22 protein-coding genes and 5 pseudogenes are annotated in these 20101 nt (G+C 68.4%); 16 read left to right on the top strand and 11 right to left on the bottom strand.

All coding sequences use genetic code 11. The features are described from left to right. The first annotated feature begins 54 nt into the window (after window positions 1-54). From AB0C82_RS33555 to AB0C82_RS33570, 4 genes and pseudogenes are all read left to right on the top strand, one after another. On the top strand, window positions 55-1779 hold the full coding sequence (locus AB0C82_RS33555) for a discoidin domain-containing protein (RefSeq protein ID WP_362849745.1): 1725 nt from the start codon (window positions 55-57) through the stop codon (window positions 1777-1779). A 220-nt stretch (window positions 1780-1999) separates the two neighbouring features. Continuing rightward, complete coding sequence (locus tag AB0C82_RS33560; protein WP_362849748.1) at window positions 2000-3334, top strand: DUF1996 domain-containing protein; 1335 nt, start codon at window positions 2000-2002, stop codon at window positions 3332-3334. 20 nt (window positions 3335-3354) lie between these two features. After that, window positions 3355-4128 (top strand): DUF305 domain-containing protein, encoded by a 774-nt coding sequence (locus tag AB0C82_RS33565; protein WP_362849751.1) that lies wholly within the window; start codon window positions 3355-3357, stop codon window positions 4126-4128. Between the two features lie 249 nt (window positions 4129-4377). After that, window positions 4378-4913: pseudogene (locus AB0C82_RS33570) on the top strand (transposase). A 135-nt stretch (window positions 4914-5048) separates the two neighbouring features. On the opposite strand, the gene AB0C82_RS33575 reads toward AB0C82_RS33570, so the two are convergent. The 5 genes from AB0C82_RS33575 to AB0C82_RS33595 all read right to left on the bottom strand — a co-directional run bounded on the left by AB0C82_RS33575 (window position 5049) and on the right by AB0C82_RS33595 (window position 7224). Beyond that, the gene (locus AB0C82_RS33575; RefSeq protein ID WP_362849754.1) at window positions 5049-5906 is read right to left on the bottom strand and encodes a hypothetical protein; all 858 of its coding nucleotides are present in this window, start codon (window positions 5904-5906) and stop codon (window positions 5049-5051) included. A 134-nt stretch (window positions 5907-6040) separates the two neighbouring features. Beyond that, on the bottom strand, window positions 6041-6169 hold the full coding sequence (locus tag AB0C82_RS33580; RefSeq protein WP_362849757.1) for a hypothetical protein: 129 nt from the start codon (window positions 6167-6169) through the stop codon (window positions 6041-6043). Between the two features lie 63 nt (window positions 6170-6232). Further along, window positions 6233-6589, bottom strand: a complete 357-nt coding sequence (locus AB0C82_RS33585; RefSeq protein ID WP_362849759.1) for a hypothetical protein — start codon at window positions 6587-6589, stop codon at window positions 6233-6235. Between the two features lie 169 nt (window positions 6590-6758). Beyond that, window positions 6759-6971, bottom strand: a complete 213-nt coding sequence (locus AB0C82_RS33590) for a hypothetical protein (RefSeq protein ID WP_362849762.1) — start codon at window positions 6969-6971, stop codon at window positions 6759-6761. Between the two features lie 121 nt (window positions 6972-7092). Next, window positions 7093-7224: a hypothetical protein gene (locus AB0C82_RS33595; protein ID WP_362849765.1), complete on the bottom strand. Its 132-nt coding sequence runs from the start codon at window positions 7222-7224 to the stop codon at window positions 7093-7095. 372 nt (window positions 7225-7596) lie between these two features. Here AB0C82_RS33595 and AB0C82_RS33600 point away from each other — a divergent pair, with 372 nt between their 5' ends. From AB0C82_RS33600 to AB0C82_RS33610, 3 genes and pseudogenes are all read left to right on the top strand, one after another. Further along, entirely contained in the window at window positions 7597-7992 is a 396-nt protein-coding gene (locus AB0C82_RS33600) for a MerR family transcriptional regulator (protein WP_362849767.1), read from the top strand. 106 nt (window positions 7993-8098) lie between these two features. Next, window positions 8099-9022: an NADP-dependent oxidoreductase gene (locus AB0C82_RS33605; protein WP_362849770.1), complete on the top strand. Its 924-nt coding sequence runs from the start codon at window positions 8099-8101 to the stop codon at window positions 9020-9022. 223 nt (window positions 9023-9245) lie between these two features. After that, window positions 9246-9389, top strand: a pseudogene (locus AB0C82_RS33610) (transposase family protein); the annotation flags it as partial. 119 nt (window positions 9390-9508) lie between these two features. On the opposite strand, the gene AB0C82_RS33615 reads toward AB0C82_RS33610, so the two are convergent. Continuing rightward, window positions 9509-9766: a hypothetical protein gene (locus AB0C82_RS33615; protein WP_362849840.1), complete on the bottom strand. Its 258-nt coding sequence runs from the start codon at window positions 9764-9766 to the stop codon at window positions 9509-9511. On the opposite strand from AB0C82_RS33615, the gene AB0C82_RS33620 reads away from it, so the two are divergent. From AB0C82_RS33620 to AB0C82_RS33645, 6 genes and pseudogenes are all read left to right on the top strand, one after another. Next, on the top strand, window positions 9692-10099 hold the full coding sequence (locus AB0C82_RS33620; protein ID WP_362849833.1) for a transposase: 408 nt from the start codon (window positions 9692-9694) through the stop codon (window positions 10097-10099). The two genes, AB0C82_RS33615 and AB0C82_RS33620, sit on opposite strands and share 75 nt — an antisense overlap. Window positions 10100-10388: 289 nt before the next feature. Then, window positions 10389-10750, top strand: a pseudogene (locus AB0C82_RS33625) (transposase). 50 nt (window positions 10751-10800) lie between these two features. Beyond that, entirely contained in the window at window positions 10801-11058 is a 258-nt protein-coding gene (locus tag AB0C82_RS33630) for a DUF6221 family protein (protein WP_362849772.1), read from the top strand. Between the two features lie 187 nt (window positions 11059-11245). Beyond that, a complete protein-coding gene (locus AB0C82_RS33635; protein WP_362849775.1) occupies window positions 11246-11983 on the top strand; it encodes an SUMF1/EgtB/PvdO family nonheme iron enzyme in 738 nt (245 codons plus the stop codon). A 282-nt stretch (window positions 11984-12265) separates the two neighbouring features. Further along, a complete protein-coding gene (locus AB0C82_RS33640; RefSeq protein WP_362849777.1) occupies window positions 12266-12655 on the top strand; it encodes a hypothetical protein in 390 nt (129 codons plus the stop codon). Window positions 12656-13136: 481 nt separating this feature from the next. Then, a complete protein-coding gene (locus AB0C82_RS33645) occupies window positions 13137-13346 on the top strand; it encodes a hypothetical protein (protein WP_362849780.1) in 210 nt (69 codons plus the stop codon). Between the two features lie 214 nt (window positions 13347-13560). On the opposite strand, the gene AB0C82_RS33650 is transcribed toward AB0C82_RS33645, so the two are convergent. From AB0C82_RS33650 to AB0C82_RS33660, 3 genes are all read right to left on the bottom strand, one after another. Continuing rightward, window positions 13561-13689, bottom strand: a complete 129-nt coding sequence (locus tag AB0C82_RS33650; protein ID WP_362849783.1) for a hypothetical protein — start codon at window positions 13687-13689, stop codon at window positions 13561-13563. 362 nt (window positions 13690-14051) lie between these two features. Next, window positions 14052-14510, bottom strand: a complete 459-nt coding sequence (locus tag AB0C82_RS33655; protein ID WP_362849836.1) for an NmrA family NAD(P)-binding protein — start codon at window positions 14508-14510, stop codon at window positions 14052-14054. Between the two features lie 161 nt (window positions 14511-14671). Next, window positions 14672-15010 (bottom strand): thioredoxin domain-containing protein, encoded by a 339-nt coding sequence (locus tag AB0C82_RS33660; RefSeq protein ID WP_362849786.1) that lies wholly within the window; start codon window positions 15008-15010, stop codon window positions 14672-14674. A gap of 43 nt (window positions 15011-15053) precedes the next feature. Here AB0C82_RS33660 and AB0C82_RS33665 point away from each other — a divergent pair. Beyond that, window positions 15054-15225, top strand: a pseudogene (locus AB0C82_RS33665) (acyl-CoA desaturase); the annotation flags it as partial. A 168-nt stretch (window positions 15226-15393) separates the two neighbouring features. Continuing rightward, the gene (locus AB0C82_RS33670) at window positions 15394-16005 is read left to right on the top strand and encodes a hypothetical protein (RefSeq protein ID WP_362849789.1); all 612 of its coding nucleotides are present in this window, start codon (window positions 15394-15396) and stop codon (window positions 16003-16005) included. A gap of 221 nt (window positions 16006-16226) precedes the next feature. Here AB0C82_RS33670 and AB0C82_RS33675 read toward each other — a convergent pair. Then, window positions 16227-16564: pseudogene (locus AB0C82_RS33675) on the bottom strand (transposase); the annotation flags it as partial. Window positions 16565-17352: 788 nt separating this feature from the next. Next, window positions 17353-18021, bottom strand: coding sequence for a DUF4232 domain-containing protein (locus AB0C82_RS33680; RefSeq protein ID WP_362849792.1), 669 nt, complete (start codon window positions 18019-18021; stop codon window positions 17353-17355). Window positions 18022-18607: 586 nt separating this feature from the next. On the opposite strand from AB0C82_RS33680, the gene AB0C82_RS33685 reads away from it, so the two are divergent. Continuing rightward, a complete protein-coding gene (locus AB0C82_RS33685) occupies window positions 18608-19849 on the top strand; it encodes an MFS transporter (protein WP_362849794.1) in 1242 nt (413 codons plus the stop codon). Window positions 19850-20101 lie beyond the last annotated feature (252 nt).

Raw genomic sequence — 20101 nt, forward strand, 5'->3', positions numbered from 1 at the left:
CCATCCTCCCTCTCAGGGAGCGCTCCCTGACCTCCCCCACTTGAGGAGTCGCCCATGCAAGCGCCGCTGCGTCGCTTCAGCTTATTTTTGGCCCTCGCGGCCGCACTGCTCACTTTCCTCGCTCTCCCTACCTTTTCCGCGCAGGCGGCGGAGGTGTTGCTCTCTCAGGGAAAGCCCGCCACCTCCTCAAGTACCGAGGGAAACTTCAGCGCTAGTAGCGCCGTCGACGGCGACCCCGGGACGCGCTGGTCCAGCGCCTTCGCCGACCCGCAATGGATTCAGATCGACCTCGGGGCAAGTGCGGGGGTCAGCCGGGTCGTCCTCAACTGGGAAGCCGCGTACGGTACGGCGTTCAGGATCGAGGTATCGAGCGACGCGGAGAGGTGGACCGTCGTCCACCAGACGGCCGCGGGCGCGGGCGGCACCCAGAACCTGGCCGTTTCCGGCACCGGCCGCTATGTGCGCATGTACGGGACTCAGCGTGCCACCTCCTACGGCTACTCGCTGTGGGAGTTCCAGGTGTACGGCACCGCCGGTGGCGACAACCCTGGCGGTGACGCCGACAAGCTGCTCTCCTACGGCAGGCCGGGCGCGGCATCTTCTTCCCAGAGTGACCAGAACTGCTGGGAGTGCACTCCGGCCAGGGCTTTCGACCGGGATCCGGCCTCTCGCTGGGCCACAAGCTCCACCACAGGATGGACCGATCCGGCCTGGATCTCCGTCGATCTCGGTGCGACGGCGCAGATACACAAAGTCGTATTGCAGTGGGATCCCGCCTACGCCAAGTCCTTCCAGCTCCAGGTCTCGTCGAATGGAGTCGACTGGACGCCGGTCTATTCGACGACGTCCGGCACGGGCTTCAAGCAGACACTGGCCGTCTCGGGCACCGGCCGCTATGTGCGCATGTACGGGACCCAGCGTGCCACCCCTTACGGCTACTCGCTGTGGGAGTTCCAGGTGTACGGCACCGGCGGCGCTCCGATCCAGGCTCCGCCCCTGCCGAGTGACCCCGCGAACCCCCCGCGACTGGTGTGGAGCGACGAGTTCGACGGCGCCGCAGGCAGCAAACCCGACTCCTCGAAGTGGAGGGCCGACCCGGGCACCGGTCCGAACAACGAGCTGGAGAACTACACCGACCACCGCAACGCCGCACTGGACGGGGCGGGACACCTGGTGATGGAAGCGCGCAAGGAGGTCACCGCCGGATCATCGTGCCCGCCTGACCCGCTGAGCGGCAGCACCACCTGCCAGTACACCTCGGCGCGGATGAATACCGGCGCGACGTTCCAGTTCACCTACGGGCGAGTCGAAGCACGCATCAAGGTGCCCAAGGGTAACGGTCTGTGGCCCGCCTTCTGGATGATGGGCGGCGACTTCCTGACGGGCCGGCCATGGCCGTACAACGGCGAGATCGACATCATGGAAATCCTCGGCAAGGACGTGAAGACCGCTTACTCGACCGTCCACGCGCCCGCCTACAACGGCGGCGGTGGAATCGGCGCCCCGTACACGCTGCCAGGGAACGCCGACTTCTCCGACGACTTCCACACCTGGGTGGCCGACTGGAACAGCAAGGGCATCACCTACAGCCTGGACGGCCGGATCGTTCTGACTCTCGGCAAAGACCAGGTGGAACAGACACGCGGACCGTGGATCTTCGACCACCCTCACTACCTGATCCTCAACCTGGCGGTCGGAGGGGACTGGCCGGGCCCAACAGACGCCAGCACCCCCTTCCCCGCCAAAATGCTCGTCGACCACGTGCGGGTCTATCAATGACCCTGGCCGCCCGGTGATCGCGAAGGTCACAAGCGGCTGCGGCTCTGCCCGCCCCCTGTGGGCGGCGGTCCGAGACACTCAGATCCCCCTGCGGGCACACGCCTCTGTCCGCCTCCTGCTTCTCCCCTCGCCGTACTTCGGCGAGAAGCAGACCCGTCGCTCCTGATGCCCGTAAGGACGTGCAATGCGCAGACATCCCGTCCATCTGTACACACTGTTGGTGAGCGCTCTGGCAGTCGTGCTGGTCGCCGCCCTGAGCTTGACCGTATCCACCCAGCAGGCGCAGGCCGCGACTGTCACCGTCCAGGCCGAGTCCTACGCAGCCCAGTCGGGTGTCGCGTCGGAGGCGACCGGGGACATCGGGGGCGGGCAGAACGCCGCGTTCCTCGCCGACGGTGACTGGATGCGCTTCGACAACGTCGACCTCGGCGCGGCCGGCCAACTGACGGTGTCGGCCCGGATCGCCTCCGCCGTCGGCTCGGGCACGGTGGAATTCCGGACCGGCAGCCTGACCGGACCACTGCTCGCCGTCATACCGGTCTCCCCGACCGGCGGTTGGCAGACCTGGGCGACCCAGGCCACCGAAGTCACCACCCATCCCACCGGTTCACAGACGGTGTTCGCCGTGCTGCGCAGCACGACGGCCGGTGACTTCGTCAACATCAACTGGTTCTCCTTCGTCGGCGCGGGCGACAGCCCGGCGCCCGGATGGGTCCCCATCGACCAGGCCAAGTGGAACGCCCAGTTGGCGCAGTTCCGTGCGATGACGCCCGCCACCGTGCCCGCCGGTATCGTCCGGGTCCCGGAGTTCAACGCCACCTGCACCTACAGCCACTCCAAGCCGGACGACCCCATCGTCCTACCGGGCCTGCCCGGTGCGTCCCACATGCACAGCTTCTTCGGCAACAAGAGCACCGACGCGTTCTCCACGACCCAGTCGCTGCTGACCAACACACCCACCAGTTGCACCCCTGCCAACGACCTCTCGGCGTACTGGATCCCGACCCTGTACGAAGGCGACAAGGCCGTCGAAGCCGAGGGCATGATCGTGTACTACGGTTCCCGGCTCGTCGACCCCTCGGCGACCGTGCCCTTCCCACAGGGATTCCGCATGATCGCGGGCAACGCCAAGACCCAGACACCCACCCCGGCGGGCTCGCCGGGCCAGTACTGGTGCGCCGGCGAGGGCGGCGAGATCGGCCGCAGCGCCGACGGCAACTGGCCGCGCTGCGCCCCGCAGGCCCATCTCACCCACCAACTCGTCTTCCCCGACTGCTGGGACGGCAAGAACCTCGACAGTCCCGACCACAAGTCGCACGTGGCGACCACCTACGACGGCAAGTGCAGCGGCGCCTACCCTGTCGCCATCCCCAACCTCTCCTTCGTCGTCAGCTATCCGACCAGCGGCAGCACCGCGGGCTTCCGGCTGGCCTCGGGCATGGCATCGTCCATCCACGGCGACTTCTTCAACGCATGGGACAACGCCGGTCTCGGACACCGCGTGAAGGACTGCATCACCCAGAAGGCCAAGTGCAACTCCGCCGGCACATTCTGACCCTGTGGTCGGCATGCGCCATGGTGGTGGCTCTGCTGGCCGTCGGCTGCACCTCGCAGCCGACGGCCAGCGCGTCGCCAGGACCGGCCTTCAACGCCACCGATACCGCTTGGATCCTGTTGATGATTCCCATGGCCGAGCGCGCACAACTCCTGACCGATCTGGCTCCCTCCCGCACGGCGGACCCGAGCCTGGCCAAGCTGGCGGCGAAGACCGGATCGACACTGCGTGGAGACCTCCGCCGACTGCGCGCGGTGCTGCGTCTCTCAGGCGTCCCCGATACCCACCCCCACGAGGGGCACAACATGCCGGGCATGGTGAGCCTCGGCACCCTCGAAAGGGCGGCAGCCACGAACGGCCAGGCGTTCGACCGGATTCTCACCGACGCGCTGCGCGCCAGCTTCACGCAGTCCCAGTTGCTCTGCGCCGGCGAGCAGACCCATGGCCAGGCCGACGAGGCGACGAAACTGGCCGCAGCCATCGCGAGGAGCACGGCCGAGCAGACCTCCCGGCTCGAGAAGCTGCGAGCAGCGCAGCCTGCGACGTCCGGCGACGAGACCATGGTGGCGCCTGGGCCGGGCGTGAGCGTGGCCAGGACGTCTATCGCCTCGCGCACCCCCGGGGCGCAGGGGGCCGGGCCTCCTGTTCGAAGGTCCAGAATCCTGGCTGACGTGGTCCGGGTGGGCGCGGTGTCGATTCGCCTAGTGTGCAGCCATCGCATGCAGCAGTTCGCGTTTGATGTCGGCGAAAAGTCAAGCGCGTACGTCTCAGGGGGCGTTAAGAGGCCCTGCTGAGGTTCTCGTGTTGTCGTCGGGTGGTGACGGTTCATGATCCCTGCGGTATGTCGGTGGGGTGAGGTATTCGGAGGGTGGGGGCCTGACCGCTGAGCGGGGGGCGTTTCGTGAGCAGGCGCCCGCCCGCAGAGCACTGGAGCGTGACGAGCACGCGGTGGACCTGTGGAAGAAGGAGGTGTGGCCCCGGGTAAAAGGCTCGCGGCGGCCTCTGGGGCCTGGATCGCCGTCGAGGACGAGGCCGGCTTCTCGATGACACCGCCCCGGGCCCGCACCTGGGGCCGGCGCGGACATACCCCCGTCATCCGCGTGCGTGGCAGGTCCCGCCGCCGGACCTCGGTTGCCGTGCTGTTCTGCTACAAGGCCGGCGAGAAGAGTCGTCTCATCCACCGGCCTCACACTCACCTCCTGCTCAAGGGCGCCCGCAAGAGCTTCTCCTGGCAGGACTACCGCGACCTCCTGGTGCGGGCACACGTCCAGCTGGGCGGACCGATCGTTGTGGTCTGGGACAATCTGAACACCCATCTGGCCGCGGGCTCAGGCGGTACGAGGCCGAACACGACTGGCTCACGTCCGTCCGGCTTCCGCCGTATGCACCCGACCTGAATCCCGTCGAGGCTGTCTGGTCACTCCTGCGCAGAGCGATGGCCAACACCGCTTTCGCCACACCCGACGACCTCGACCGCAAGCTCCGCAGCGAGTTGCGCAGGATCCAACTCCGGCCCCGTCTCATCGACGGCTGTCTCACAGCCACAGGACTGGCCATCAACCCGCCGACCCCACCCTGAAATCCTCAGTAGGTCACCCTAAATAACGCCTCGGACGCAGTGGTACCCACCCCCGGTCCATGGCCTCACAAGTCGGACTTATGAATTCCATAGGTGGGCCTTGGGTTCGGCGGTCGGCCCGCCGTCGGCCGGCGATCAGCCGCCGAAGGCGGGGAGGGTGAGGCGGTAGATCCCGTAGAAGACGAACCCTGCGACAGCGGCGATGAACAGGGAAAACGCCACGGTTTCCACCTGGCCGCGAGTCCCGGCGCGGATGACGGCGTTCTCGGCGTTGCTCGGCTGATAGGCGACCTGGACGGGCTTGACCCAGATCCCGGTGTGGATGTGGCGGGACGCCGTCGGTGGCCGTGAACGCGTAACGGGTCTTGGTGTCGGCGACCGAGGGGGAGGCAGGGAACTCGCCGTCCTGGAAGACCCGCTGCGCCAGTTCACGGTGATGCCGTACCGGGCCAGGTACCACTGCCGCCACGCCAGTATCAGGTACCTCACGGAGTCGGAGGCGAGCCACACGCCGGTCTCCCCGAGCAGGAGCGTCGCGATACCCCGGCTCAGGTCCTCGCCGATCAGCCCGACGACGAGGGCGAGGACCGCGACCGCGGCGTGGGCGGTGTACGCGGGCCACCCGCCGTGCGGCGACACTCCGTCCCTGATCTCGTTCCCGCTCGCGTCCTCCACCACTTCCTCCTCCTCGTCCGAGGCGAAGCTCCGGGTGACGACGAGCGTGGAGCCGTCGACGGGCTCCTCGTCCGTGGCGCATGGGGGCAGGGCGGCGTTCACCGCGTCGGCGAAGGCGGAGGCGCCGGCCGCGCTGACATCGGCGACGCGGTACACGGTGGACGTGGCCCCGGCCGGTGCGAGCAACTCCACCGCGAGGTGGCGCCGTTCGGCGTGGACGCGGGCGATCGCGGCGAGCGGGATGCGGAGCTCGGCGTCGGGGCGGCGCAGCAACAGCTCCTCGCCGGCCGCTCGTCGATCGGCTCGAACATGAGCCATGCGGCGAGCGCGAGGGTCGGGACCGCGAAGATCCCGAAGGTGAAGACGACGAGGGCGCCGGGGTGCCCCGAGGAGCGCGCGAGCACGCACAGCCCGATGACCACGAGGGTCGCGATGAGCGCGCCCCGCTTCACCTAGCGGAGCCACCTCCGGTAGCTCGGCTGGTAGAGGCGCTCGCCGGTGACGAGGTCGGCACCGGCGATCGCGGTCCGCGCCGCGTACGAGGCCCACCGAGAAGTGAGTGCCGCAGCGACGACGGCCACGCGCCGCGTCTGGCCGGCCGCAGCCGGGTTCTGGCCCGTCAAGGAAGAGGGTGAGACGATCGGCTACGGGCAGGCCCCTTCGATGCCCTCCACGCCTGGGTGACGGCCGACGGCAGCGCCGTCGATCACCTCGGCCACGACTACATGTCCAATTCGCACAAGACCCTGCGCGGCGCCCGCCAGGCCGCCGCCCGCCAGCGGGCCGCAGCCGCCGGCCGGCAGCCGCTGCCCCACCTCGATGAGGAGCAGGCGAACTGAGCGGCGGGCCGGTGATGTCGTGGGTCTCCTTCCCTCTGGCCGGCGTTCGTCGTCGAAGCCATGCGCCGACGGGCCTTTGCCGAGTTCCTCCTCCAGCACGGCGAACTGGGCCTCGGTGACGGTGGGGACGTTCGCCGGACCCGCCGAGCGCAAGCCCTCCATGCCGCCCTCACGTCAGGCACGACGCCAGCGTTACACACGGGCTCTGGGTCCATCCCACGTGCGTGGGGAGCAAGAGCAACGTGCGGGATATGGGCCCATCCCCACACGCGTGGGGACAACTGCTTCGCCGAAGCAGTGCAGTGAAGCGAGCGACTGTAGCGCGGCTGGCCTACAGCCGGATGCCGTCTTGAGCCAAAAGCGCTGCCAGCTCGGGGTCTTCTTCTGTGCTGAGCTCGTGAAGTTCGCCGTCCCGGATGGCCCACACGCCTCGAAGACGGAGGTCGACTGCGACGGCGAGCTGCTCTCCGTTGTGCTTGAACTCGTAGTAAGTGCAGTGGCTAAGTTCCACGAACTCATCCATCGCAAGCGTGACGACGTCCACCCGTGCTCCTCACTCTGGCTGCCTGCCCAAGAGTAGGGCGTTCGTCAGTCCGGTTCGGTGTCGGTGCACCCGGTGTCGAGCTGCAGGTAGGCGCGTTGGCTGTCGTCGTACAGCCTGGCGCTCACGTCTGGAGCTCGCGCTTCAGGGCCAGCTTCGGCCGGTGCTCGGCTGGGGTGCCCGTCCGGAACGTGGCGGGCGGGGGACTGTCCGGGGTGCGCGGCCCGGTACCGAGGATGCGGCGCTGCTCCGTCATCCGGTGAGTGTCCCAGTGCCGTTTGTTTCCAGGGGCGGCAGTACCCAGGACGGCCGCCACCCCGGAACGGGTGACGGCCGTCCTCGTGCGGCGCGGGACCGGCTTACGCCGCCGTCTGGATGTCCTGCTGCTCCAAGGGAAGGCGGCGCTTTTGTGGGGGCCGCTAGCCCCGTGGCTTGTTTGAGGGCCTGGCGGGGCATTGACCAGGTCGGGCCCCTTTGTCGGCGTACTGAGAAAGTGCTCAGGCGCGTACAGGCGAACGTGCTCAGTTGTGGGACCGGGACTGCAACCCTGCAGCTGCGGCGGCGTCCGCGGGTGTCTATGACTCGCCGGCGGTCTGCACCTGGAGTACGCGAGCGTAGGCTCTCAGGAATGCGGATCGGCGAGCTGTCCACACGCACGGGCGTGAGTCCGCGCTCATTGCGGTACTACGAAGAGCAGGGCCTGCTGACCAGCTCACGCTCCGATACCGGGCAGCGTCACTATTCCGCTGAGGCAGTCCAGCGCGTGTCGCTCATCCGAAAGCTGTTCGACGCGGGTATGTCCAGCCGAGTGATCGCGACTGTGCTGCCGTGTGTGGACGTCCCGGGTGACCTGGGCGTCGCCGAGGAGACGTTCACGGCGATGATGCGCGAGCGCGACCGGATCGACGACGACATCGCGCACCTGATCGAGACCCGGGATGCGCTCGACGTGCTGATCAGAGCCAACAGCCGGCACCGGGCGGAGCTGTCCACGTCGCCGGAGCCGACGGCACGGTTGGCCTGACGCTGTGACCTGCATCTCAGTAGGTTGCCCCTGACATCGATGTGAGAGGTGAGGATGGCTGCAGAGCCCGGAATCACCGGGTCGGTCACAGGGGAGGCGGCAGAAGATGGGGCAGGCGTGGGGTTTCGGCAGGTATGGCGGGCCCGAGGTGCAGGAGTTCTTCGATCGTCCCGATCCCGTCCCTGGTCGCGGCGAAGTACTGATCCGGGTCGACGTGGCCGGCGTGAATCCCCTCGACCACATGCTGCGCTCGGGTCTGGTCCCCGGGCTCGACGGCGGGCGTCCGTTCCCCCGTGTGCTGGGTATGGAGGCAGCGGGAACCGTTCTCGCCCTGGGCCAGGACGTCGACGGGCTCGAAGTGGGTGACGCGGTCTTCGGCTTCGCACTCACTGGTGGCGGCACCTACGCCGAGACGACGGTGCTGTCCGCGCCGAACACCGCGCGCATACCGGCGGGCCTGTCCGCGACCGTGGCGGCAACACTGCCCGTGACCGGGACGACCGCGGTGGACGTGCTCGACCAGCTAGGCCTCCCGGCCGGTGCCACGGTCCTGGTCAACGGAGTCGGGGGCGGGGTCGGCCTCGCTGTCGCCCGACTGGCCGTCGGGCGCGAGCTGCGTGTGATCGGCACCGGGAGTACCGCCAAGCGCGAGCAGGCCGAGGCCATCGGGGTGCGGTTCATCGACTACACCGCCGGGGACGTCGTCGCCGCGGCACGCGAGCTGGTTCCGGACGGCTTCGACGGGATCGTCGACCTGGTCGGAGGCACCTCGCTGCGGACGGTCGCTCCGCTGGCCCGGGATCCCCGCAACGTCATCGCTGTGGGTGATATGTCTGTGCCCGATCTCGGTGGGCGTTTCGTCGAGCGGCGCCTCGACCGGGAGAGCCTGGAGCGGTCGGCCCGGCTGGCCCTCGACGGAGTTCTCGCACCCGTGATCACTGCGGTCCATCCGCTCTCCGACGCCCTGGCCGCCCTCGCCACCGTCGAGAACGGTCACGCTGCGGGCAAGGTTGTCATCAAGGTGGCATGAGAAGTGTTCGGCCGCCCAGGCCGTCGACCGTCTGCGGACTGACGAGAGCCCGTGGTCAGCGCATCATCAACTGAGTACGTTCACCGGCTCTGTCGCTGATCTTGTGACGTTGGGGCTGTTCGTTCGTTTCGGATGGGTGTGTGGTTCCGGGGGTTTGCAGGAGGTTCTGCCGCATCTGGCAGACGTAGTGGTCGAGTCGGTGCGCCGGGATGCGGGCGTGGTTGTGCTGCGTGCACGATCTCGTACGCGCTCGGCGCGGTGTCCGGGGTGTGGAAGGCTGTCCGGCCGAATACATGGCCGGTACGAACGGCGACTTGCGGGCGGGCCGTTGGGAGGGCTGCCGGTGGTGATCGTGGTGCTGATACGGCGGTTCAAGTGCCTGACAACCGAGTGCCTGGCGGTCACCTTCGCTGAGCAGATTCCGGGACTGACCCGCCCGCACAGCCGGCATACGCCGGTCCTGCGGGACCTCCTCGGCCACGTCGCTCAGGCCCTGGCAGGACGGGCCGGTGCACGGCTCGCCCGAAGGCTGGGCATGACCGTGGCGAAGGACACCCTGCTCAGGTTGCTGAGGAGCCCGCGCTTACCAAGCCGGGGCTCGTCCGGGTCCTGGGCATCGACGACTTCGCCCTGCTCAAGGGCCACACATATGCCACGCTGCTCGTCGACCTGGAGGCCCGCCGGCCGATCGACGTGCTGCCCGGTCGCGATGCCGCACCAGTAGCCCGCTGGCTGGCCAGGCACCCCGAGGTGCAGATCATCTGCCGGGACCGCGCCTCCGCCTACGCGGAAGCTGCCAGGAGAGCCGCCCCTCAGGCCGTCCAGGTCGCCGACGCCTGGCACCTGTGGAACAACCTGGCCACAGCCGTGGAGAAGACCGTCACCAGCCACTGTGGCTGCCTCCGCGCCCCCCACCAGGCCGCGCACCAGCCCGGAGAGCCGCAGCCACCGGCGGAACCGGACGGCATGCTCGATGTCCGTGGCAAACCTCGGAGTCGTCGTCACCATCCGCGAACGCCACCACGCCGTCCAGGAACTCCTCGCCCAGGGCCGGTCCCTTCGAGGAATCAGCCGTGACCTGGACCTGGACTATTACGCCGTCCGCCGATACGCCCGGACCACAGACGTCAACGAGCTACTGGTGAAGGTCACCCCGGACTCTGCTGGACGACTACAAGCCCTACATCTATCGGCGACTCGTACAGGGCTGCCGCAACGCCAGCCAGCTCCACCGGGAGGTACGTGACCAGGGCTTCCCCGGAGACAGGAGCGTGGTCAACTCCTACGTCCGCCTGCTGAAGCAGGGCGTCGTCACAGCACCACCGCCCCCGCCCCTGCGAAACCCAGGAGAGCCCTGCGCTGGATCATGACCCGCCCCGGGCAACTTCGCCCCGACGAGGACGTGGGCCTGAAGCAGGTCCGGGCGAGCTGCCCCGAACTCGACGCCGCCGTCAACCACGTCCGAGCCTTCGGCTCGCTCATGCGCGAACACCGAGGCAAAGACCTCGACGAATGGATCGAGCAGGTCAGGGAGAATGATCTGCAAGCCCTGCGGCAGTTCGCCGACGGCCTCCTCCACGACCGGGACGCAGTCGTCGCCGGCCTGTCGAGCACCTGGAGTTCCGGCCAGGTCGAAGGCCAGGTGACCAGGGTCAAGCTCCTCAAACGCTCAGCCTCGGCCGGGCCAACCTCGATCTCCTCCGCACGCGCATACTCCTCCGGCCTTGAGACGGGCAAGGATCTTCCCGTGCATTGGCGAAGGTGGGAATGATTTCCTCATGGACGACCTCCTGAAGTTTCTTCACGCCCGCTACGAGGCGGACAACCATGCCTATGCTGAGGTGGCCTACCGTTTCGGGGCTGATGCCCTCCTTGACAGCCACCTGCCGATGCTCGATCTCGTCGACATGCTGGCCCGGGATTGCGAGGCAATGGATCCGTCCGACGCCCGCTTCACCGGCCTCGGACATGCCCTTCGTGTGCTCGCACAGTCGTATGCCGAGCACCCTGATTACCGAGAGGAATGGCGACCCTAGAGACCCGGAGCGTCACAAGATCAGCGACAGATCCCGCGAACCTGCACAGCCACCGTGGCGAAGCACCGGCGGAGGGCGGCCGCGAGTCCTGGTTCCAAAGCCGCCCTCAAGGTAGGCCCATCGGCCGAGGCCCGCCCTGCCCATCAAGGTGATCATGAGGGCTGTTCGATCGAGCTGAGGAGAGACCATGCGGGTGGAGCAGGTGGACTGGGTCGAGATTCCGGCCGGGTTGCTGCGTCGGGGTACGTCGATCGATGAGGTTGCGGAGGTGGCGCTCCGCTATGCCGACACCGGGGTGCCGGTGGAGTGGTACAGGAAAGAGGCCCCGCGCGCGGAGATCCGCCTCCCGGCATTTCGGATTGCTCGCACCCAGGTCACGGTCGGCCAGTGGACGCTCTTCGCGGCGGCCACCGACAGACCGATTCCGCAGGCGCCGTCGGACCACCCGGTCGTCGGGGTCACCTGGGACGCGGCGACGGCCTACTGCCGCTGGCTCGGGGAACAGCTCGACGGCCAGGAGGTAAGGCTGCCCACGGAGGACGAGTGGGAGCGCGCCGCTCGTGGCGACGACGGCCGGGAGTTCCCGTGGGGCGAGCAGTACCGCACCGGCCTGGCCAATCTGGTGGACCTCGGTATCGGCACCACGATGCCGGTCGGCTCGTTCCCGGCGGGCGCCAGCCCGTTCGGTGTGCTGGACATGGCGGGAAACGCCGACGAGTGGACCTCCACCCTCTATGCCCCCTACCCGGGCGCTCCCACCGAGGTGCCGAGGGCCGAGGACTGGGCATTCGATCCGCACGTCACCCGAGGCGGCGCGTTCCGCCACGACCGAGACCTGGCCCGGTGCGCCCGTCGACACGGCGCCTACGAGAGGGACCTGGCGGCGATCGGCGTGGGGCTTCGGCTGGCAGCACCGGCGGAGTAGAGACCGGATGCCGACACCCGGCAACCCATGACGTGCGGCATGTCCTCAAGCCTGTGCACTTTCGTCTGTACCGGACTGCGCACGTTTCGGTGTACGCCGACAAGCGCTACCACCACGGGTTGCGCCACGTCCAGGACCAGCTCACCACCTAGCCCCACCGTCCGGTGCCAGCGCCTCCACCTGGACAGTGGTCGTGGCCGGCCCGGCTCCCGCCTCGGATACCGTGTTCCTCTACGGGGTGCCATAACGGATGTGACGCCCCCCACCGGAGGTAGTCAGCGTATGAGTTCAAAGCGCAGCAAGAATCCAGCCCTGCCCGTACTTGACGACGCATTCCGACTCGCGTCGGTCAAGGACGCCGAAGAGTCCACCCGTGACATGGCCGCGCGGCTGGCCACCACCGAGCTGCGCCGCGTTTCCCACCCGGGCCGGGTCACCTGGGAGCCCATCGATCAGGCCGAGCCCGTACCGGTCCCACCGAGTGTGGTCGACGGTGACGGGGACCTGTGGCTGCGGGACCGGGGCACTGGAACCTGGACCATGCCCGAGTTCAACCCGAAGGAGTTCCCGGCCCGCTGTGGCGAGGTTCTGACGTGGAACGAGCTTGCCCGCGAGTTCGGCCCGCTGACCGCACTGGCCGACGACCGCCGCATCGGCGGCGGCCGGCGCTGACCGCGCAGCCTTCTGGGATGACCGCGCCCCTGAAGCGCCCGTTACGGGTAGCTGGGAGCTCCAGCTCATCGCCGAGCTCGACGATGGCGGCGAGCAGGTGAGCGTGGTGGTGGCGTGCGACGGCCTCGAGCAGCGTGGTGCGGGCCTGGCGCCACCCGATGTCCTCGGTGCGGTCGGCGTCGGTGGACCAGCCGGGTAGCGGTCGGCATTTCGAGTGCGTCGTCGACCTGAAGGCCCCCGGGCTGGAGCCGGGCAGCCTGGTGGACCGCGCCGGGCTGGCGAAGATCGCGAACATCGCCGAGGACGACCTCCCGGACCTGAAGTTCGAAGACCACAAGATGCCCGAACCGCAGGCCCACGACGCCAACGGGCCTCTGTCATCGCAGCACGTGGCCCGGGACTGGGCGGAACAGCATCACCGCGCCCAGGGCCCCGGCGGACTCCTCTCCGCCACCACCACTTTTTCGGCACCCCGCAGCCCGTGGGGCTCGTCGCCGACCACAACCGCCTCACCAAGGTCATCCAGGGGGACGGGAAGCAGACCGAGGAGGCGGCCAAGACCCCCGCCTGGTGGCCCGCGGCCTCCCTCACCGTGGGAACCGAAAGCCTTGTCCCCATGTCGGCGCTGCAAACGACGCTGATCGAGGCAGTGCTCTCCCATCCGGCCACAGGAGTCCAGAAGGGGAGGTGATGACGCTCCTTGAAACCCCCTGCTCACGGCGTCCCCAGACCTGCTCATGTTGGTTCCCCACCCACTCGCCGCGATGACCCGCGATGAGAGGATCATCGCCTGCCCGGTTCAGGGCATTGCCGGGGCGAGCAGGGGGAGACTCAATGGGGCTGGGAACGGTAAGTGCCTGGGCAAGCCACCTGTGAGGGCGGCTTGCCCAGGGCCGGCGGTCCGGCTACGTCATCGCGGCGGCCACGGACTCCAGGACGGCGCGCTGCTCCGGGTCGACGGGGGTGTCGGCATGGCGCAGCGAGCGGAGCGTGCGGCCGTCGGCGCACAGCCTGCACAGCTCGATTACCGGCATCGGCCCCGGCACCGATGAGGGTGTGCGAGGAGGAGCTGTCGTAGACGCCCCGGTAGCAGCCGGGGTACGGCAGGCAGTCATCGACTCCGTCCGCCGGCGGCGCGCCCGGACCGAGCAGCGGCACGATCCGCAGGAGGTTCTCCCCGGCCTCGGCCCACAGCCCCATCGGCCGCTCCGCGGACCGCTCGAAGACGACGTCGTCGCCGTCAGGGCCTTCGCTGGTACGGACCCGGGCCAGCGTGCCGACGCCTTCGTCGGGGTGGTTCGGGAGGAACGCCAGGACGGTTCTTGGCGCCGGGCTCCTCGGTGACGCAGAGCGCCGGGAACACCGTTGCGCTGGTGAAGCTGGAGGCTGGCCGAGTTCAGGCGGCCGGGTCGGTCCAGTCCTGCTGCGCTGCCCACTGCTCGAAGGTGGTCGTGGTCAGGCCGTAGCGGTCTGCGTGGTGGGGGCACGCGGGGTAGCCGACGAGGTTATTCCAGACCTGACTGTCCGCCATGGGTGCGCCGCGGCGCTGCTCCTGCTCCTCCCAGGAGAGGAAGGCGGCGGTGATCTCGCGGCCGGAGGCATTGGAGAGGATGTCCGCGATTTCGGGGTGCGTCAGCGCGTCGCCCGCAAGATCAATCTCGGCTTCGTGGAACTTGCCGGGCTCGCCCACGGCAGCGGCGACCGATGCTCCGAAGTCGTCCGAGTTAATGAGCGCCATCACGGCTTGCGGGCTCGCAGCGGTGACCAGCTTGTCCTGCGACAGCTCGGGGAACATGAAGCCCTGCATGGGCGGGAGAAAGTTGTCCATGTAGAAGGCGGGCTTGAAATAGTCCAGTGGTCAAGGCCCGACTGCCGGATCGCGTCCTCCGCGGCCTCCTTTTCGTCCCAGTACGCCTTCTCCAGGTCGGATAGCTCGTAGCCCGGGCGCAGCTCCTATATACGAGCCGAGACGGGCGTTGCGGCCACGTGTCCCGCAGCGGCAGTTCAGTGGCAGCTTTAGAGATGGCTGTCCAGGAACTTCCGTATCTCGGTGTTGGTCATGGGCCCCGTGCCGTGCGCCACCGCCTCTCCTCCCTTGAGCAGGACGTAGGACGGGGCTCCGGTGATGCCGTATCGCTCGGTTGCGGCCGGGCAGCGTGTGATGTCGGCGCGGACGGCCGTCAGGCGGCCCGCGTAGTCGTCGGCGATGCCGCCCACGACGAGGTCCATCACCCGGCAGGGCTCGATCGCCTTGGGCCATGTCCCGGTGAAGTATGCGAGGACCGGAACTCCGCTCATCCCGAGGATGAAATTGAACTCCGCGTCCTCACGCGGTCGGTGAACCCGCTTCGTCATGGAATCTCCTGACCACGTTCCGTCATTCCATCCCCATCATCCCTTGCGTGCTGTCATCTCGGCGCAGCGCAAGCTCGAGCTGGTCAGCAGGGGCTGCTGCTGTTCTCGGTCTTCCCGCCCGCGTGGCTGCTCGGCACCGCCGGTCTGTCCGTGGCGACATGGACAGCATGGAGATCGGCCACAACGTCCTGCACGGCCAGTGGGGCTGGATGCGAGCCCGGGCACCCGATCCCTGCTGCCTGCCGGTGCCGCGGACGGGGCCCGGTTCCCCGGGGCGGGTGCGCCCGCTGCTCCGCCGGCACCCCGGGTGAACCTCCGTGCCGCCTCCGTGCGTTGTACCGGACACACATCCAGCCGGATCTCCGGAAAGAGGCATAGCAGACATGTTCAAGGCACTCATTGACTTGGGGAAATCACGGGCGAAGCCAGGGGAAGACGATCGTTCGGGTCTCATCGAGGATATACAGAAACGTTACGGTACTGCGGGTGACGAGGCCCCCAGGAAGCTCGGTAACGTCGTCGGGGAATCCGCCACTCTTCTCTATGCCGTGTTCGGAGACAAAGGCTCCGAGGGGATCAGGGAATTCTTTCAGCGGCCGGAGATCCTGGAGCTCTGTGATGTCCCTCTCGACAGTCCGAGCTTTGACCAGGCGTGCGAGACGCTTGCCACGAAGGAGAACGGACATTGGAAGGCCCTGGCAGAAGCGAACCCGGATGCCCCGGGGCCGGCGGCCGGCGCCGCATTCTCCGGAGCGTTCCGCGACTACATACAACGTGGAGTCGCTACCGTAGTGCAGAGCCAGGATCGAATGGCGAGGGAGAGAAATGAAGCGACTCGGGCCACGTTCACCGGGAGCCTCGCCAGCACGGTCGCCAACCTGAAATCGTTCCCCTCCGGACAGACCACCACCACGGCTGCCGGTCAGTCACAGGGTTCTGCTTCCCTGCCCCCAAAGCCCGTTCCGCAGACCCCGGCCCCGAGTCAAAGCCGTTGACACCCCGCCCCCGCCCCCGGGCAGCCCCCGCCTTCGGGCCCGCGGGCGGGGGCTGCCGGCGCGCCCCCAGTTCGTGGCGGCGGGCAGGTCCGACCCTCTTCCGGGGCGGGTGACGCTGGAAGGGGGCTTGTTGGTGTGTGGGGTGCTGGCTGGTCTGGTGGGATCGACCTGGTTCGCCCCCGCCGCACGGCCCCCCTTTGAGGAACGGCGGCCGGGGCCGCTTTCCTCGCGCCGGTCGCGTGCCGGTGAGCTCTCACGGCTGTCGAGTCCACCGAAATATCCCAGTCGATCGCGCCCGCCGCGTCCTCGGCTGCCTGGACGCGGGACAGCAGCATCTGCCACGTTCTATCGGCTGACCAGCGACGATGACGCTTATAGGGTGTCTCCCACGGCCCGAACCGCTCCGGCAGATCCCGCCACTGGACACCGGTCCGCTCTCAGTGGAGACCTCGTTCATCACCGGGCGGTGATCGCTCCACCGGCCACCACGCGCACCACCAGGAGGTAAGAACGGCTCCAGTCGATCCCACTCCGCATTCGTCAGATCACCACGACCCATGAAGCCAGCCTGACCACAACACCCCACCTACGTCAGGAGATCCGGGAAGCAGTGCCTGTATACGGTGGCGGCATGGCGACGATCCTGCGGCACCCTCGACCTGGCTTCACATGCGAGCCGCCATACGGCCACCGTTCCGGCCCCGCGATTTGGTGTCGTACCCGTAGCACCGCCACCGCTACCAGGGACATGACTCCCGCGAGTAGCACCCAGCCCCACACATGACCCCCCTGAGCGTCCCGGAGATCCGCCGATTGATGGGCCACGTCGTCGTCACGCGCCACTGCCACAGATCTCCAGATGCGGTTGCATCACTAACGGGGGAGTTGATTGGGCGGGTGCTGTCCGAGGTACGGGCGGACCTCCGGCAGTCTGGCCCGGGAGGAAGACGCGATCGCCAGCATGAACTGGAGTCGTGATCCGGCAGGCGCCGACGGGGGGTGTCGATGGGTACGGTGCGCAGCGGTGATTGGGTCTGTCGAACCGGGCCGCAGTCCATGGACTGCTCCGGCAGGAGACGGTGACGGCCAGTACGTCGAGCCGGTTCCGCTCCGCGACCAGAGCACGCTGGTGCGGTGGGAGCTTGCAGCTGCGGCGTCACCCTCACCGGTGACGATGAGCATGGTGGCCCGCTCGACCAGAGCGCGGAGCAGGTCGCGTGCCGCAGAACCAACGCGGCTCCTGCGCTGGGGGGTGAGACTTCGGAAAAAAATCCCCCAGCGTCACAGGAGCCGCGTGCGTCGCGGGCGTCGAGCCCGTCACTCGATCAGTGGCCACGCCGAAAACGCTCAGTAGGTGAGTGCGTCCTCGGCGGTACCGAAGAAGCTGGTGACCTGGCTGTCGTTGACCGTGACGGGGCCATCGTTGACCGGAACGGTCATCGGACTCTCGGAAGCGGCGAGTGCCACTTCCACCTTGTCGGCGCTCTTGCCACCCGCGGTGTCGGCGCGCGAGAACATGATCCCTGCATACGCGCTCTCGCCGGGCTTGAGAATCCAGTCCTTGCCGGCGGGTCCCATGTGCCCGGCGGCGCCGTCGAGCCCCGGAAACGTGATCACCAGCTCGTTCGGCGACAGCAGACAGGGGTCGCTGCCTTTGTTGCTGGCGGTCAGCAAGGCGTGGTTGACCGGCCTGGACGCGACGGTGACGTTGTAGGAGAGGTCGGCCGTCTCGCACATGCCGACACCTCCGTCCTGATCGTCGTCGGTCCCGGGCTTCGGCGACGACGGCGGGGTGCTGGGGCTGTCGGAGGACTTCCCGCTGCCGCTGTCACCAGGGTCGGCCGACGAGGGCATGTCGGTGCCCTCGTCCGTACCCGTAGCGGAAGGGCTCGCCTGCGTGCCCGGGGTGGCGACGTCGTTCTCGCCGTCACCGTTGCATGCGGTCAGGGCCAGGATGCCGATCGACAGAGCGGCGAGTGCGGCGGTGGTACGGCGTGAACGAACTGTGTGAGCCATGAGAAGTCCCCCGGGTTTCGGAATGTCCCGCTGATCGTGCCTCATGGGAGCGCTGCTGCCGATCGATCGCACCTAGCAGCAGCGGTCTTCGAACAGGTTCGTGACATTGTGACGGGGCGGTCGTGGCGAGGCAGTACCCGGCATCGAGCCGGTGGCCGCACACGCGGCCGGCCCGGCTCGGCGAGGCCCTGAGCAGGGTGAGGCCGGCGTTCACGGCGCCGCGGTCGAGATATGGGCGACAACCGGGCCCACCAGTGCATAGTGGCAAAGAAGTCTGGTTCGCCGGCCCCGGCGCTTCCCGGATCTCACCCCGGACGGCCCCACCGGCAGCTCGGTCCCGGCTTCCTCATCCGTGACGTTCCGGAGTATTCCGCTCCGCTGGTAGCCGCTGGTAGCCGCTGGTAGCCGCTGGTAGCCGCTGGTAGCCGCTGGTAGCCGCTGGTAGCGGCCCTGGCCCGCCGCCGCAGGATCATACGATCCGGCCGGCAATTCCGTTGTATGGGGACGATGTTGTGGGAGATCATGCGCGTTTGTGACCCCGCGAGCAGATGAACCTATCCATCCCACGGCCCGGCCCGCCCCCGCCGTGGCCGTTACCCCCTCCACTCCGGTGCACCGGGACGGCAACGTCCTGCGCTGGCTGATCGCCTACACCTTCTCCGTGGTCGGCGACGCCGCCTACTTCGTGGCGCTCGGCTGGGCCGCGCAGAGGGTGGCCGGACCGGCCCAGGTCGGCCTGGTGATGGCGGTCGGTGCGATACCCCGGGCGGTCCTCATGCTCGGCGGCGGAGTGATCGCCGACCGGTTCGGCCCGCGCAGGGTGGTCATCTCCTCCGACGCGGTCCGCGCTGTGGTGATCCTCGCGGCCGCCGCGGCGCTCGCGTTCAGCACCCCCGGCCTCTGGTTGCTCGTCGCGCTCGCTCTCGTCTTCGGCGTCGTGGACGCCCTGTTCATGCCGGCGGTCGGAGCGATGCCGCCCCGGCTCACCGGCCGCGACCAGCTGATGCGGGTGCAGAGCCTGCGCAATCTGGTGCAGCGATCCGGCCACATCGCCGGTCCGCCACTCGCCGGGTTCTCGATGGGGCTCGGGGGTCCCGCCGCCGCGTTCGCCGTGACCGGCGTCCTGTTCACCCTCTCGCTGTTCCTCCTGGTCGCGGTCCGGCTCGCCCCGCTGCCGCCCGAGGAACAGCCAGCCGCGGACTCCACCGCCCGCCGCGACCTGGTCGACGGCATCGTCTACCTGCGCCACGAGCCCGTCGTCGGCCCGCTCGTCCTCTCCGGCCTGCTCTCCATGATCGGCTGTATCCCGCCGATGGCGATCGGCGTCATCATGCTCGCCGAGGAACGCGGCTGGGGCCCCTCCGGCGGTGCCTGGGTGAACGCCGCCCTCAGCGCCGGCGTCTGCACGACCTCGCTCCTGCTCATCGTGCGCGGCCGCTTCCCCCGGGCCGGCCACTGGCACAACATCACCCTGCTCGTCGCCTCCGCCGGCATCGGCCTGATCGGCGTCATGCCGAACCTCACCCTCGCGGTCGCCGTGGCGCTCGTCTCCGGCCTGGTCTCCGGCCTCTGCGGCGGTCTGGCCCTGGCCCTGATGCAGGCCAACACCGCCCTCGCCTTCCAGGGCCGGGTCGCGTCCGTCCAGGCGCTCAGCGCGGTCGGCATCACCCCGGTGATGTTCCCGCTCTTCGGCCTCCTGGTGGAAAGGTGGGGCGCCGGCCCCACCTTCCTCCTCTTCGGCTGCATCAGCATGCTCGGCGCCACGGTCTCCACCGCCTCCCACGCCGTCCGCCATGCCGACCTGGACTTCACCAAGACCGCGGACTGACTCCGACCCCCTGGCCGGGGCCCCCATCACCCAGCGCCATCCCCTGATCGAGCACTACACATCCCCCGAGAACCTGCGGCGGGAGGGTTTTCGCCCGGGCCTCCCGGCACGGACTGCGCCACTTCTACCACCAGGTGCGGCCGTTGGACTGCGAGCTGGCGAACGAGTCGCCGGAGCATCATCTCCTGAAGCTGAAGCTGAAGCTGAAGCTGAAGCTGAAGCTGAAGCTGGCCGTGGCTGCCCGGGCGGCCG

The sequence above is a fragment of the Streptomyces sp. NPDC048560 genome (genome assembly GCF_040650955.1).
Lineage (GTDB): Bacteria > Actinomycetota > Actinomycetes > Streptomycetales > Streptomycetaceae > Streptomyces.

What these genes read in the sequence shown, in the direction of transcription:
- AB0C82_RS33555 (WP_362849745.1), top strand. Translation starts at nt 55, where the DNA reads ATGCAAGCGCCGCTGCGTCGCTTCAGCTTATTTTTGGCCCTCGCGGCC.
- AB0C82_RS33565 (WP_362849751.1), top strand. Translation starts at nt 3,355, where the DNA reads ATGGTGGTGGCTCTGCTGGCCGTCGGCTGCACCTCGCAGCCGACGGCC.
- AB0C82_RS33575 (WP_362849754.1), bottom strand. Translation starts at nt 5,906, where the DNA reads ATGGCTCATGTTCGAGCCGATCGACGAGCGGCCGGCGAGGAGCTGTTG.
- AB0C82_RS33585 (WP_362849759.1), bottom strand. Translation starts at nt 6,589, where the DNA reads ATGGAGGGCTTGCGCTCGGCGGGTCCGGCGAACGTCCCCACCGTCACC.
- AB0C82_RS33595 (WP_362849765.1), bottom strand. Translation starts at nt 7,224, where the DNA reads ATGACGGAGCAGCGCCGCATCCTCGGTACCGGGCCGCGCACCCCGGAC.
- AB0C82_RS33600 (WP_362849767.1), top strand. Translation starts at nt 7,597, where the DNA reads ATGCGGATCGGCGAGCTGTCCACACGCACGGGCGTGAGTCCGCGCTCA.
- AB0C82_RS33605 (WP_362849770.1), top strand. Translation starts at nt 8,099, where the DNA reads ATGGGGCAGGCGTGGGGTTTCGGCAGGTATGGCGGGCCCGAGGTGCAG.
- AB0C82_RS33630 (WP_362849772.1), top strand. Translation starts at nt 10,801, where the DNA reads ATGGACGACCTCCTGAAGTTTCTTCACGCCCGCTACGAGGCGGACAAC.
- AB0C82_RS33635 (WP_362849775.1), top strand. Translation starts at nt 11,246, where the DNA reads ATGCGGGTGGAGCAGGTGGACTGGGTCGAGATTCCGGCCGGGTTGCTG.
- AB0C82_RS33640 (WP_362849777.1), top strand. Translation starts at nt 12,266, where the DNA reads ATGAGTTCAAAGCGCAGCAAGAATCCAGCCCTGCCCGTACTTGACGAC.
- AB0C82_RS33650 (WP_362849783.1), bottom strand. Translation starts at nt 13,689, where the DNA reads ATGCCGGTAATCGAGCTGTGCAGGCTGTGCGCCGACGGCCGCACGCTC.
- AB0C82_RS33660 (WP_362849786.1), bottom strand. Translation starts at nt 15,010, where the DNA reads ATGACGAAGCGGGTTCACCGACCGCGTGAGGACGCGGAGTTCAATTTC.
- AB0C82_RS33670 (WP_362849789.1), top strand. Translation starts at nt 15,394, where the DNA reads ATGTTCAAGGCACTCATTGACTTGGGGAAATCACGGGCGAAGCCAGGG.
- AB0C82_RS33680 (WP_362849792.1), bottom strand. Translation starts at nt 18,021, where the DNA reads ATGGCTCACACAGTTCGTTCACGCCGTACCACCGCCGCACTCGCCGCT.